The 13,623-nt window shown below is 66.4% G+C and carries 14 protein-coding genes; 4 read left to right on the forward strand and 10 right to left on the reverse strand.

What is annotated here, in order from left to right; genetic code table 11:
- Positions 1 to 11 precede the first annotated feature (11 nt).
- Entirely contained in the window at positions 12 to 1,418 is a 1,407-nt protein-coding gene (gene hemN / locus IB225_RS00490; RefSeq protein ID WP_192308697.1) for an oxygen-independent coproporphyrinogen III oxidase, read from the forward strand.
- 10 nt (positions 1,419 to 1,428) lie between these two features.
- Here the strand turns inward: hemN and IB225_RS00495 are convergent, their stop codons facing one another.
- Positions 1,429 to 1,878: a hypothetical protein gene (locus IB225_RS00495; protein WP_192308699.1), complete on the reverse strand. Its 450-nt coding sequence runs from the start codon at positions 1,876 to 1,878 to the stop codon at positions 1,429 to 1,431.
- Between the two features lie 156 nt (positions 1,879 to 2,034).
- On the opposite strand from IB225_RS00495, the gene IB225_RS00500 reads away from it, so the two are divergent.
- Positions 2,035 to 2,409: a DUF4345 domain-containing protein gene (locus tag IB225_RS00500; protein ID WP_192308701.1), complete on the forward strand. Its 375-nt coding sequence runs from the start codon at positions 2,035 to 2,037 to the stop codon at positions 2,407 to 2,409.
- Positions 2,410 to 2,418: 9 nt separating this feature from the next.
- On the opposite strand, the gene IB225_RS00505 is transcribed toward IB225_RS00500, so the two are convergent.
- From IB225_RS00505 to IB225_RS00545, 9 genes are all read right to left on the reverse strand, one after another.
- Entirely contained in the window at positions 2,419 to 3,918 is a 1,500-nt protein-coding gene (locus tag IB225_RS00505) for a transporter (RefSeq protein ID WP_225583144.1), read from the reverse strand.
- A gap of 48 nt (positions 3,919 to 3,966) precedes the next feature.
- Positions 3,967 to 4,470 (reverse strand): hypothetical protein, encoded by a 504-nt coding sequence (locus IB225_RS00510; protein WP_192308702.1) that lies wholly within the window; start codon positions 4,468 to 4,470, stop codon positions 3,967 to 3,969.
- 1 nt (position 4,471) lies between these two features.
- Positions 4,472 to 5,176 (reverse strand): C39 family peptidase, encoded by a 705-nt coding sequence (locus IB225_RS00515; protein WP_192308704.1) that lies wholly within the window; start codon positions 5,174 to 5,176, stop codon positions 4,472 to 4,474.
- Positions 5,173 to 5,592 carry a hypothetical protein gene (locus IB225_RS00520; protein ID WP_225583146.1) on the reverse strand — a complete coding sequence of 140 codons (420 nt, stop codon included), beginning with the start codon at positions 5,590 to 5,592 and terminating at the stop codon, positions 5,173 to 5,175. Before IB225_RS00520 ends, IB225_RS00515 begins: the two co-directional genes overlap by 4 nt.
- Positions 5,593 to 5,708: 116 nt before the next feature.
- Positions 5,709 to 7,235 carry a hypothetical protein gene (locus tag IB225_RS00525; RefSeq protein WP_192308706.1) on the reverse strand — a complete coding sequence of 509 codons (1,527 nt, stop codon included), beginning with the start codon at positions 7,233 to 7,235 and terminating at the stop codon, positions 5,709 to 5,711.
- Positions 7,236 to 7,442: 207 nt separating this feature from the next.
- Positions 7,443 to 7,856 carry a fluoride efflux transporter CrcB gene (gene crcB / locus IB225_RS00530; RefSeq protein WP_192308708.1) on the reverse strand — a complete coding sequence of 138 codons (414 nt, stop codon included), beginning with the start codon at positions 7,854 to 7,856 and terminating at the stop codon, positions 7,443 to 7,445.
- Positions 7,857 to 7,878: 22 nt separating this feature from the next.
- Entirely contained in the window at positions 7,879 to 9,246 is a 1,368-nt protein-coding gene (locus IB225_RS00535; RefSeq protein WP_345776555.1) for a replication-associated recombination protein A, read from the reverse strand.
- A gap of 51 nt (positions 9,247 to 9,297) precedes the next feature.
- Positions 9,298 to 9,921 carry an outer membrane lipoprotein chaperone LolA gene (gene lolA / locus IB225_RS00540; RefSeq protein WP_192308710.1) on the reverse strand — a complete coding sequence of 208 codons (624 nt, stop codon included), beginning with the start codon at positions 9,919 to 9,921 and terminating at the stop codon, positions 9,298 to 9,300.
- Positions 9,922 to 10,013: 92 nt separating this feature from the next.
- Positions 10,014 to 12,377 (reverse strand): DNA translocase FtsK, encoded by a 2,364-nt coding sequence (locus IB225_RS00545; protein ID WP_192308718.1) that lies wholly within the window; start codon positions 12,375 to 12,377, stop codon positions 10,014 to 10,016.
- A 74-nt stretch (positions 12,378 to 12,451) separates the two neighbouring features.
- On the opposite strand from IB225_RS00545, the gene IB225_RS00550 reads away from it, so the two are divergent.
- Complete coding sequence (locus IB225_RS00550; protein WP_192308720.1) at positions 12,452 to 12,670, forward strand: hypothetical protein; 219 nt, start codon at positions 12,452 to 12,454, stop codon at positions 12,668 to 12,670.
- A complete protein-coding gene (trxB, locus tag IB225_RS00555) occupies positions 12,667 to 13,620 on the forward strand; it encodes a thioredoxin-disulfide reductase (protein WP_192308722.1) in 954 nt (317 codons plus the stop codon). The genes IB225_RS00550 and trxB overlap by 4 nt, the downstream gene beginning before the upstream one ends.
- Positions 13,621 to 13,623 lie beyond the last annotated feature (3 nt).

The following is a 13,623-nucleotide window of genomic DNA, read 5'->3' on the forward strand; positions in this document are numbered from 1 at the left end:
GCCTGTGCGCCATGGGTATCGTCTCCCCTTCCCCGCTGTTCGATGCTGACCTGCTGCGGCGCTACGACACGCCCGGTCCGCGCTACACGTCCTATCCGACGGCGCCGCAGTTCAGTGCCGGATTCGGCGCACAGGAACTCAGTGACCATGCGGCCGCCACCAACCGGCAGGAGCACGCCCGCGCACTGTCGCTGTACGTCCATGTGCCCTTCTGCACCAGCCCCTGCTTCTACTGTGGCTGCAACCGGGTGATCACCCGCGACAAGGCGCGTGGCGAGCTCTATCTCGACTATCTGTACCGCGAGATCGCCCGCATGGCGCCATTGTTCGCAAGCGGCCGGCCGGTGGAGCAGCTGCATTTCGGCGGCGGCACCCCCAACTTCCTGACACCCGCGCAGATCGCGGACTGCGTGGCCGAGCTGCGCAGCCAGTTCAGCTTCGGCGCGGCGGGCAGGATGGATTTCTCGATCGAGCTGGACCCGCGGTTCGTCACGCCGGCCGATATCGGTGACCTCGCGCGGATCGGATTCAACCGCGCCAGCCTGGGGGTACAGGACTTCGACCCCGTCGTGCAGAAGGCCGTCAATCGCGTTCAGGGGATCGAAGAGACGCTGGCCATCGTGGCGGCGTGCCGCGAGCACGGCATGCGGTCGGTCAACATCGACCTGATCTACGGCCTGCCGAAGCAGACACGCGCGGGGTTCGAGAGGACACTGGATATCGTGATCGACGCGCGTCCCGACCGTATCGCGGTGTACAGCTACGCGCACCTCCCCCAGTTGTTCAAGCCGCAACAGCGCATCGCACAGGAAGACCTACCGGATTCGGAAGCGAAGCTGGCATTGCTGCAATGCGCGATCGAACGACTCGTTGCCGCGGGTTATGTCTATATCGGCATGGACCACTTCGCCCTGCCGGACGATGAACTGGCGCGAGCGCAGGAGCGCGGCGACCTGCACCGGAATTTCATGGGCTACACCACGCATGCCGAGAGCGATCTGATCGGCTTTGGCGTGAGCGCCATCAGCCATATCGGCGACAGCTTCAGCCAGAATCCACGCGACATCGCCAGCTGGGAGCGTGCCATCGACGATGGCCGGTTGCCGGTCTGGCGCGGGATGCCGCTGGACCACGACGATGTGCTGCGCGCCGAGGTGATCCAGGAACTGATGTGCCATGGGCGACTCGACTACGCCCGCATCGGCAAGCGATTCGACATCGCGTTCACCGACTACTTCGCCGATGCCCTGCCGCGATTGCAGGCACTCGCCGACGACGGCCTGCTGACGTTCACGCGGGTGGGCTTCCAGGCCACGCCGAAAGGCCGTCTGTTGCTGCGGGTGATCGCAATGTGCTTCGATCGCTACCTGCCGGCGACGCCAGCGCCCGACGCGCCGAGGTTCTCGCGGACGATTTGAGCTGAGCTGCTCAGCGGCAGGCTTCGTTGACGCGATCGTCCAGCTTGCGGCTGGTTGCAAAGTCGCGCTTGAGACCAAGCCGTGCATACGCCTGGTCGCGCGCCTTCTTCGCCCGTTCGCAGGCGACGGCATCGCGATGCATCGAGATGACGGCGCCCTGCGCCGATGAAGCCCGTCTGCGCGGACCTGAGCGGCTGCGCTGTCGCGTGCCTTCGGATCGCGCGGCCGCGGCTGGCTCGGGTGTCGTGGAGGTCGCTGGTGGCGATGGGTCCTGCGGAAACTCGCGTACCCATTCCGTTGTCTGGACCGCATTGCATGACGTTGCCTGGTACTGCGAACGGCCGTCGCGATCACGGCACTTGTGGATGGGATCGCTGGCCCACGTGCTGGTGCCCGCAACAATCAGGCCGCACGCCAGCAACACGCGCCAGGCGCAGGCGGAGGCGGAGGATGAGGACATGGAAGACTCCCGTGACGAGGAGTCTCCAGCATCTGGAGGCGCTGACCTCGGGCGTATCGGCGGACGCCACGGCATGTCGTCGGGGTTTGCCGCATGTTCACTGCGCCGTCACCGCATGGCGTGCAAGAAGAAGGGAGACCTTTCCGGAGACGTCCCGTGGCGGCGGCCTATCTCTATCTCAATGCGGTGATCTACCTGCTGCTGGCATGCTGGTGTGTACTGGCACCAGCGCGCACCGCAGCAGCAGTCGGCTACGCCTCACTGACCCGCTCCGGGCAAGTGGAGTACCTGTCGATCTACGGCGGACTCCAGTTTGGCCTCGCGTTCCTGTTCGCCTGGTTCGCGTGGAGCCAGCAGATGCGGACCGGCCTGGTGCTGGCACTCGCGCTCTACGTGCCGATCGTGCTGTTCCGCGGCATCGGACTGCTGCGCTGGTGGCCGGTGGAACCCACCACGCTGGCGCTCGCTGCCGTCGAATGGCTGATGCTGGCCGCGGCCCTGTGGCTGTGGTGTCAGGGTCGTCCAGGCTGACCTGACGGATCAGAAATTGATCGGCAGGCGCGCGGTGAACGTCATGTCCGGGCTGTCGCGGGTAACGCCGACACCGAGCGCCACGTTGAGCGACATGCGGTCACTGAACCGGTAGGTGCCGCCGAGCAGCAGCGTGCCGAGGGTGGTCCGTACCGCGCCGGCGACCTCTTCGCCATTCTGTTCGGTCTTGTCGACGATGCTCTGGTCGTAGCCGATGCTGATGGCGGCTTTCTCGTTGAGCGCCAGGCCCATGCCGAGATTGAAGCCGAGGATGTCGCCAGCTTTGATGTCGCCCAGGAACTCGGTCTGTCCGCCCAGCACGCGGCGCGACACATCACTGCGTTTGAAGTTGTGCAGATAGCTCAGGCTGCCGAAGAACACGACGGGATCGGACGGATACAGCCAGGTGATGCCGGGCTGCACGGCGTTGAATCCGCTGCCGGTCGGCAGGTCCAGCGGCAGTCCCGTGCCAGTGGTGTTGGCGACGCAGCGCGTGACGCAGTCGGTCGTCACCTCGAACAGGTCACGTCCGGTGCGACTCTTGTAACGCAGCCAGGCGATGTAGAACGGCTTGTCCGCCCCACCCTGGTTCAGCTGGTAGCGACCGGTGACCTCGATGTCGCCCATGCCGTTGCCGCGCGCATTGAACACCCGGTCCTGCGCGGAACCGGTGAAGATCTCGCGGCTGACCGTATCGCTGTGGATGTAGACATACGGCAGCTTCGCTTCCACCTCCATGCGTCGGCTGAGGCCGTAACGGCCGGTGAGCGTGGCGACGGCCGTCGTTGTCTTCACCTGGCGCACGTCGATCAGGCCGATGAGGATCGCCGGAATGATGGTGTACCCGACCAGCGCGACACGGTCGTTCGCCGAGTAGCCGTACTGCACGGCCGGCTCCACCACCAGCTTGCCCTTGGGAGTCAGCACCCCGGGCTGGTCGAAGATCTGCGCCACTTCCGGTGGCCGCGAGTCGCTCTCCGGGGCCTGCCCCACCCGCTGCGGCGCCGATGCACCATCGCCCTGTCGGGGTGTTGTCTGCGTCTGCGCCTGCGCCACGGCAGCTGGTGCAGCAGACTGCGGCACGCCGGATTGCGCCGTCGTTGCCGGCGCGGGCGCCGGGCCAACCACGATGTAGCCGGGCGATGGCGCGGGCGCGTCGCGGAACGTCGGTGCCTGGTTCAGCGACGGCACGATGACCGGTGCAGGCGCGCCCCGTGCACGCGCGTTCGCGAGGATCTCTTCGTTCAGGGCGTTCTGCAGGCCGAAGATCTGTTGCTCCTGTGCCTGCATCAACGCGCGCATCTGCTCCAGGCGTTGCGTCTGCTCATTGAGCTGCCGCTGCAGCGCATCCAGTCGCGCATCGGCGGTGACTTCGTAAGGCTGCACCGGGATCGGTGGCGGCGATGCGGGGGGCGTCGAAACGTCCTGCGCCCGCACCTGCCCTGCCTGCATGCCCAGCCCGACGGCCAACGCCAGCGGTGCGACTTCGATCAGCGACGTCCCTTTCATGATGGTCCCCTTGTCGTGTGTGCGATGGTGCTGCCGATCGCCGCGTGTTTACGGGCTGCCGGGCGCGCGGATCAACGCGTCGGTCAGTGCGCCACTTGCATTGAGGTTCTGGTAAGCGCCCAGCGTGTCGACGCCCACGTCGATGCGGGTGACCGTCCGGATATCCTGGTCGTCGAGGGTGTTCTGGATGACCAGACCACCGGCCGCCTGCGTGGGATCAAAGTGGTTGCCGTCGCCGATCTGCACGACCAGTCCGCGATTGAAGTCGGCCAGCGCCTGCGCCTGTTCCGGCGTGATGCGCGCCACGTCGGGTATCTGCACCGCGATACGCGCGCTCAGTTCGCCATTGACGAACACGACACGCTCGATGCCGAACGACAGCATCATGCCCGACGGCATCTCGAATCCACCGCGCATCTGCGCAAGGCGAGCGGGATCGACGGGTTGCCAGTCAGCGCCCAGTTCACCGGTCTGCCCGCGTGCGCCCACGGGCATCAACAACAGCGCTAACAAGCCGGTGGCGCACAACAGGCTGCACTTGTTGCCGTCCATGTCAGATGTCTCCCGGACCGCGCCGTGGCACGGTGATGTTGCGCAGGCCGTCGCGCTGGATTCCCATGTCGAGCGGCGCCGGAGGTGCGGTCTGCCAGTCGCGGGCCTGGTTGAAGCGGGCGCGTTCGCGCCGGTTGTGCACGACGAACATCACCCGGTTGTCCCACAGCGCCTCGAATCGCGAACGCGGCATCGCGCGGGTGCCGCGCGCCGGATCGCCGAGCAGTACGCGTCCGTTGCGCAGCCCCTTCACCACGACGAAGTGGCGGTAACCACGGTCGTTGAGCAGCACGATGGCCGGCACGTTCTCTTCCTGCAGCTTGTCCAGCGGCAGTTCGAAGCCGTCGGCCTCATAGCCTTTCGTGCGCAGGTAACGCCGCATGTCGAGCAGCGAGAAGCCCTCCTTGCGGATCCGTGCCTGGTCGCCGTTGTTGTACATCTGCACGAACACGTCCACCTCGCTGACGGGATGGCCGTACTGGTGCGTCAGCAGCGTCGCCGTCGCGGCCGAGCCGCAGCTGAAGTCGTACTGCTGCGGCAGCGTGGTCTTGAACCTGGCCTCCTTCAGGCTGGTCAGACGCACGTTGTAGGCACCACCCGGCACGCGCAGGTCACTGGTGGCCGCCGATGCGCCGCCCAGCCCGGCAGACGCACACGCCAGTGCGACGTAGACAGGCCAGCGCCAGGCGCGCAGGCGGCGTTTCATTGCGGGCCGCCGGTGAAGTCGACGGTCACGATCATGGCGTTCTGGATCAGCACGTTGCTGCCGGTGTTCTGGATGACCGTGTTGATCCCGCTGGCGTTGTTGAACGCGCCGTCGGCGATGCTGTTGGAACCGCTGGTGATGTGGTGCGCCGTGTTGTCGTCCACCGAACCATCGATATCGATCAGGTTCTCGGTCTGGCTGGCGTCACCACCGCGCATGGTGGACAACCGGTCCGTCGCGATCGCGCGCCCCAGCTCGCTGATCGCCGCGATGGGCACGTCTGGCGTGCGTGTGTCGGCGAGGATCGCCGGCGGCACGTCGAGTATCGGGCCGACGTTCTGCGCTTCTGCGCCGAATGCGACGGCGTGAAGCCCGCAGGCTGCAAGCAGCAGCCCGGTCTGTTGGAGCGTAAGCATGGTCGGTCTCCTTGCCATGCGTCCGCCGCGCAGCCGTGCGGTGCCCCGCGTCCTGCGGGACACCGGCGCCCACGCGGGATATCCCGGCCACGAAGGCCGGGATATCGGCGGAGCGCTTACGGGCCTACGGTCAGGTTGGCCTGGACAGTGATGCCCTGCTGGATCAGCGAGGCCATGCCACTGTTCTGCGCGGCCACCATGATGCCGGCCGCGGACTGACCAACGCTGGTCATGTTGTTCGACATGTCGAACGTACCCGCATCGACGGCCAGCGAACCGCCGGCACCGCCGGCGCCACCGGTCGCGCCGTTGCCGACGCCGCCATTGCCATCGCCGCCCATGCCGTCGCCGCCGTTGCCGACGCCGCCATCGCCACCGGTCGCACCGACCGCGCCCGCGGCGCCATTGCCTGCCGTCGCGTCACCGTTGCTGGCGCTCGAGGAGGCGCTGCCATTGGTCGCGTCGCCATTGTTGGCATCGCCACCATTGCCGCCGGTGCCGCCGGTGGCGGTCACGCTGCCGCCCGCGCCGCCCCAGCCATTGCCAGCGCCACCGGTGGCGGTCGCGTCGCCGCCCGTGCCGGAGCCTGCACCACCGGTGCCCGTCCCTGCACCTCCGGTTCCCGTGGCGTCACCCGAGGTGCCGTTGCCTGCGGTTGCCGTGCTGGTGCTCCCGGTTGCGGTTGCATCACCCGACGTACCTGCGCCGCCCGTGGCCGTGCCGGAGCCGCTGGTGCCGTCACCCGCACCACGCTCGCGCACATCGCCGCTGCCTGCACCCGCATCGCCGCCACTGGCGCCGGCCATCGAGCCCGTATCGCCGCTCGCACTGCCGGCATCGCCGCCGGACGCGCCCGTGGCGCCACCGCCGTCACCACCCCAGCCGCCCGCGTCGCCGCCACGGCCGCGACCGTTGCCCGCTGTGGCATTGCCGTCCGCGCCCCAGCCGCTGCCGTTGCCGCCGTTGGCGCCGCCGGTGTCGTTGGCGTTGCCGCCTCGACCACCGTTGCCCGCCGTGGCATCGCCCACCGACGCGCCGCCATTGGAGGCATCACCGGCCGTCGCGCTTCCGTTGTTGGCGCTTCCTCCGCTGCCGCCATCACCACCTGCGCCACCGTCGCCACCAGCACCGCCATTGCCCGTACCGCCTGCGGCGGCGCCACCTTGGCCGTTGCCACCGTAACCAGCGCCGCCTTCGCCACCGTTGCCACCATTGGCATTGCCCCAGTTCCCGGCGACGTTGCCGATGTCATGCACGGTCACGCCCGAGACCGAACCGATCAGTTTGGTCTCGGCTACAGCCTTGCTGTGGTTGAACGAGTTGGAGAACGTCGAGGTGGCAGTGCTGCCGTTGTTGGCGGCGGTCGAGCCATAACCTTCGGCGTTGGCGCGGCCACGGTTGTCGCGGTTGTCGCCGTCGTGCGTGCTGTTGTCGCTGTGATCCGAGTTGTCGCTGTTGTTGGAGTTGTCGCTATGGTTCGAATTGTCGGTGTTGGTGCTGTTGTTGCTCAGGTCCGCGTCGAGATTGACCAGGATGTCGTCACCATCCCCGTTCTCGGTGTTGGTCTGTTGGGCGAACGCCTGTCCCGTCATGCCGAGCGCCAGCAGTACCGCCGAAGCGATCAGAGTCTTGCGTGTGCACATGTTGCTTCTCCTTGTGGCCGCTCCGGAGCCCAGGGGAAGCCCCTAAAAAGCGACGCGGGTCACACTTGCACACGATTCGTTAGCGCTTTCCGGCACGAAGGTTAAAACTTCGTTATCGATACGACCGTCTGTCCGCGAGTCAAGACAGGCTGTAACAAAGGGACACGGCATGTCCGTCACCGCCACGGGCCTGCGTTGCAGGCTGCCTCACCACGCAGGAGGTCGGATGGCGCCAGCGACGCGCGCGCCCAGCCACACCAGCAACAGTCCCAGCACCAGGGTGACCGCGAGATAGCCGAGGGCGGCGCCCTGCCGTTCGCTGCGCGCGAACAACAGGCACTCGAGCATCAGCGCCGAATAGGTGGTCAGCGCTCCCAGCACGCCGACGATGAGGAAGGCGCGCCAGTAGAGCGACGACGGCCCACGACCGTCCAGCCAGATCGCGAGGAAGCCTGCCGTGAACGAACCGACCATGTTCACCGCGAACGTGCCCCACGGGAATCCGTTGCCGAACTGGCGCAGTAGCAGGCCCCCCAGCCAGAACCTCGCCGCAGCGCCCAGCGCGCCACCAGCCATCACCAGCATCAGTTGCTGCCACCACACCCAGGCCTGTACCGGCATGCGTCAAGTCTCGTCGTCGGACTCAGTCACCGCGACCAGCGCGTTGGCGCGCCTGCCGGCGTGCCTCCCGCAGTCGATCGAGTTTTTCCTTCAGCTTGATCTCCAGCCCGCGCTCGACGGGCTGGTAATAAGTGCGTTCGCCCATCGCATCCGGGAACGCGGTCTGGTCCAGCGCAATGCCGCCTTCCGCATCGTGGTCGTACTGGTAACCGGTGCCGTAGCCGAGCGACTTCATCAGTTTGGTCGGCGCATTGCGCAGGTGCATCGGCACATCCTGCGTGCCGTGCTCGCGCACGTCGGCCTTGGCGGCGTTGAACGCCATGTAGCCGGCATTCGACTTCGCGGTACTGGCCAGGTAGATCACCAGTTGCGCCAGCGCCAGGTCGCCTTCCGGACTGCCCAGACGTTCGTAGGTGTCCCAGGCATCGATTGCCATCTGCAGGGCGCGCGGATCGGCCAGGCCGATGTCTTCCACCGCCATCCGCGTCATGCGCCGCGCCAGGTAGGCCGGATCACAGCCTCCATCCAGCATGCGCGCCAGCCAGTACACCGCACCGTCAGGGTTGGAACTGCGCACGGACTTGTGCAGCGCTGAAATCTGGTCGTAGAACTGCTCGCCGCCCTTGTCGAAGCGGCGTGTGCGGTCGGCCAGCACCTGTGCCAGCGTCTGCGGGGTGATGCGGCCGCCCTCGTCGGCGGCCAGCTCGGCGGCGATCTCAAGCAAGGTGAGGCCGCGCCGCACGTCGCCGTCGGCCGCGGTGGCGATCTCCAGCAGCGCCTCGTCGTCGACCTCGATCCCCAGGTCGGCCAGTCCGCGCTCGGAATCGGACAGCGCGAAACGCAGCGCATGCCGGATGTCGTCCGGCGACACCGCTTCCATCACATGCACCCGACAGCGCGACAGCAACGCGGAGTTGAGTTCGAAGGACGGATTCTCTGTTGTGGCGCCGACAAACAGGATGGTGCCGCGTTCGATATGGGGCAGGAACGCATCCTGCTGCGCCTTGTTGAAGCGGTGCACCTCGTCAACGAACAGTACCGTTCGACGACCGCCCGCGAAACGTTGCGCGGCCTCGGCCAGCACCTGGCGCACCTCCGGCAGGCCGGACAGCACCGCCGAGATCGCCTTGAACTCGGCATCCGCGTAACGCGCCAGCAGCAACGACAAGGTGGTCTTGCCGCAACCCGGCGGGCCCCACAGGATCATCGAGTGGACGTGACCGGACTCCACCGCGCGACGCAATGCGCTGCCCGGGGCCAGCAAACGCCGCTGGCCCACCATTTCATCCAGCGTACGCGGACGCATGCGCTCGGCCAGGGGCCTAAGCGCATCCGTGTCGGTGCTCAGCAGGTCGGCCTGCGGTTCAAGAGGGGTACGAGTCCTGGCCACGCGTGATTGTAGCGTCGCACGTGCGGTAACCCGTACCCTGGTCGGCTATCGTCAGGGACCGCCGACGACATCCACGCCCTTGGCCGGGGCGTACTTGAAGGTGCCTGCGGCGAAGGACGGATTGCGTTTCCAGCCCGAGAAACTGATCTCGGTGCGCTGGCCCACGGCGTCCTTGACTTCCATCTTCACCAGCGTGCCGCCGTTGAAGGCGAGCCGCGCGATCTGGAAGCTCGCATCACCTTCCTGCTTCGGCGTCAGGGTCAGCCATTGCACGCCACCCTGCCCCGCGGCCTCGGCGACGTTGAACTGCTGGTCCAGCTTGCCTGGATCGATCAGTGCGGCCAGCGGGCTGTTCTCTTCCTCGATGCCCTGCTCGCGCACCGCGGCCTGCTGCAGATCCGGATCGTAGACCCACACCTGCTTGCCGTCGGCGACGATCAACTGCTCGTATGGCTTGTTGTATTCCCAGCGGAACAGGCGCGGTGCCGACAGCGCGACGCGACCGTTGGACGTCTCTTTCAACTTGCCGCCGCCGTCATAGACCTTCTGGGTGAACTGACCGTCCAACCCCTTCAGGCCGGTGGTGAAGGTCTTCAACTCGTCGCGCGCACCGGCGAAGGCGCTGGTGGCGAGCAAGGCGGTGGCGAGGACAGCGTAGCGGGCGGTGTGGAGCATGGTGCGTTCCGGATGAAGGACGTTGGGCGGAGTGTGCCGGGGCGAAACTGAACAGGCCGCAGACCAGAGCCAGTGGCCGTAAAAGCGTTCAGTCAGCGCGGCGGCGGCGGTGCCAGTACCTGGCGGTCGCCATTGTGTTCGGGCGGGGTGACCACGCCTGCCGCTTCCATGGCCTCGATCAGGCGGGCGGCGCGGTTGTAGCCGATCTTCAGGCGGCGCTGCACGCCGGAGATCGAAGCACGGCGGCTCTCGGTGACGATCTTCACCGCCTCGTCGTATAGCGGATCGGACTCGTCGCCACCACCGCCGCCCGACTCAGGCAGGCCGGTCGGACCGACGACGATGCCGTCGCCCATGGTCTGGATCTCTTCCAGCACGCCTTCGATGTAGTCGGCGCTGCCGCTGGCCTTGAGGTGCTCGACCACGCGGTGGACTTCCTCGTCGCTGACGAAGGCGCCATGGATACGTTCCGGCATCGCGGTGCCCGGCGGCAGGTACAGCATGTCGCCGTGGCCGAGCAGCGTCTCCGCACCCGACTGGTCGAGGATGGTGCGCGAGTCGATCTTCGAACTGACCTGGAAGGCGATGCGCGTGGGGATGTTCGCCTTGATCAGGCCGGTGATGACGTCCACCGACGGGCGCTGGGTGGCCAGGATCAGGTGGATGCCGGCTGCGCGTGCCTTCTGCGCCAGGCGGGCGATCAGCTCTTCGACCTTCTTGCCGACGATCATCATCATGTCGGCGAATTCGTCGATGAAGATGACGATGAAGGGCATCGGCTCCAGCGGACGCGGGGCCTCGGCCAAGTCCGGATTCGGCTTGAACAGCGGGTCCATCAACGGCTGGCCGGCGTCCTGGGCATCCTTCACTTTCTTGTTGAAGCCGGCCAGGTTGCGCACGCCCACCGCGCTCATCAGCTTGTAGCGGCGCTCCATCTCCGCCACGCACCAGCGCAGGCCGTTGGCGGCCTCCTTCATGTCGGTGACCACCGGCGCCAGCAGGTGCGGGATGCCCTGGTAGACGCTGAGCTCCAGCATCTTCGGGTCGATCATCAGCATGCGCAGGTCTTTCGGCGACGCTTTGTACAGCAGGCTCAGCACCATCGCATTGACCGCCACCGACTTGCCCGAACCGGTAGTACCGGCGACCAGCAGGTGCGGCATGCGCGCCAGATCGGCCACGGTCGGTCGGCCGGCGATGTCCTTGCCCAGCGCCAGCGTCAGCACGCTACCGGACTTGTCGTATTCCTTGGAGCGCAACAGCTCGGAGAGGAAGATCATCTCGCGGCTGGTGTTGGGGATTTCCAAGCCGATCACCGACTTGCCGGGGATCACGTCGACCACACGCACCGACTTCACCGACAGGCCGCGGGCGATGTCCTTGTCCAGCGAGCTGATCTGGCTGACCTTCACGCCCGGCGCGGGCTCCATCTCGAAGCGCGTGATCACCGGCCCCGGATAGGCACCGACCACCTGCGCATCGATACGGAAGTCCTTGAGTTTGAACTCGATCTGCCGCGACAGCGTTTCGAGCGTTTCCTCCGAATAGCCCTTGGCCTGCGGCTTGGGGTCATCGAGCAAGGACAGCGGCGGCAGGCCGGACTCGTCGCCGCCGGTGCCGTGGAACAAGGGAATCTGTTGTTCGCGCTTGGCGCGCTCGCTCTTCTCGACCACCGCCGGCGCAGGCGGTTCGATCTTGACGGGCTCGCGCTTGGCACGGGCCACTGCGTCGATCTTGCGTACGATCTCGCGCTCTTCGCGCATCGCCCGCGTCTGCTGCCATTCGTTGGCCTGCTGGCTGCTGCGCCGGAACAGATCGGGCAGCATCAGCACGTACTTGCCGATGCGTTCCATCACCGCGAACCAGGACAGTCCGGTCGCCAGCGTCACCGAGGTCAGGAACAGGACCAGCAGGAACAGGTTACCGCCCAGCCCGCCGAACAGCTTCAGCAGCGACTTGCCGACCAGCGTGCCGAGGATGCCGCCGGCGCCAGCGGAAAAATGCTCGGCCGGCACGCCGCGCAAATGCAGTAGTCCGGTCGCCGAGATCAGGAAGCCGACCATGCCGATGAGGCGCAGCGCCGGCCCCAAATCGGCTTCACCATCGCCGTCGGTGTCCATGCCGAACAGCGCAATCCAGGCGACGGCACCGAGAATCAACGGCAGCAGGAACGCCACGTAGCCGAACAGCCACAGCAGCATGTCGGCCAGATACGCGCCCGCCAGTCCGCCCATGTTGTGGACCGGTGCGGTCAGGCTTCCCGACTGCGACCAACTGGGATCGTTCGGGGAAAACGTAAAGAGGCTGGCCAGCAGATACAGCAGCAACGGCGCGATCGCGATCAGCGCCAGATCGCGCCACAGGCGCTGCCTCCGGGGATTCGGCGGCGACGACTGTTTGCGGGCGGCCGCATTGCCGCCCTTGGATTTGCCATTGTCCGGGAGCTGTTTCGCCACCTTGGGACCAGACCTTAGGAAATTTCCGTTAGTGATTGATAGTAAACGAATCGTGGCCGCCGCAACAGCCAGTCATGCGCATCATCGAAGGCGGTGGACGAAAGCCGGATAACAAAAACGCCGCGCAGTCGCGCGGCGTCTTCGATCATTCCATCCGGGGTCCGGCCTGCATCACCGCTTTCCATCTGCGCGCCTTGATTCGCCGGATACGCAACGCCACTCTATGTGCCTGCGGACGATGCATCAACGCGTCGTTGCCTGCCCGATCACCACCTTTTCGCGAGTATACATGAGCACTTCGAAGCACTGCCGCCTGTTGATCCTGGGCTCCGGCCCCGCCGGCTGGACCGCCGCGGTCTACGCCGCCCGCGCCAACCTCAAGCCCGTCGTGGTCACCGGCCTGCAGCAGGGTGGGCAGCTGATGACCACCACCGAAGTGGACAACTGGCCGGGCGATGCACATGGCCTGATGGGCCCCGACCTGATGGCGCGCATGCAGGCGCACGCGGAACGGTTCGAGACCGAAGTGATCTTCGACCACGTCCATACCGCCGACCTGTCCCAGCGCCCCTTCAAGCTGATCGGTGACAGCGGCGAGTACACCGCCGATGCCCTGATCATCGCCACCGGCGCGACCGCGAAGTACCTGGGCCTGGAGTCCGAAGAGAAGTTCAAGGGCCGTGGCGTGTCCGCCTGCGCGACCTGCGATGGCTTCTTCTACCGCGACCAGGACGTGGCGGTCATCGGCGGCGGCAACACCGCGGTCGAGGAGGCGCTGTACCTGTCCAACATCGCGCGCAAGGTGTACCTGGTCCATCGCCGCGACACCCTGCGTGCCGAGAAGATCATGCAGGACAAGCTGTTCGCCAAGATCCAGGCCGGCAAGATCGAACCGGTGTGGCACCACACGGTCGACGAAGTGCTGGGCAACGACGCCGGCGTCACCGGCATCCGGGTGAAGTCGGTGCAGGATGGCAGTACGCGCGACATCGACGTACACGGCTTCTTCGTCGCCATCGGCCATACCCCGAATACCGGCCTGTTCGAAGGGCAGCTGGACATGAGCAACGGCTACCTGAAGATCCGTTCCGGCATCGAAGGCAACGCCACCGCCACCACCATTCCCGGCGTGTTCGCAGCCGGCGACGTCACCGACCAGCATTACCGTCAGGCGATCACGTCGGCCGGCTTCGGCTGCATGGCGGCGCTGGACGCCGAGCGCTTCCTGGACAAGGACGGCTGAGCC

The sequence above is a fragment of the Pseudoxanthomonas sp. PXM02 genome, assembly GCF_014851805.1.
Taxonomy (GTDB): domain Bacteria; phylum Pseudomonadota; class Gammaproteobacteria; order Xanthomonadales; family Xanthomonadaceae; genus Pseudoxanthomonas_A.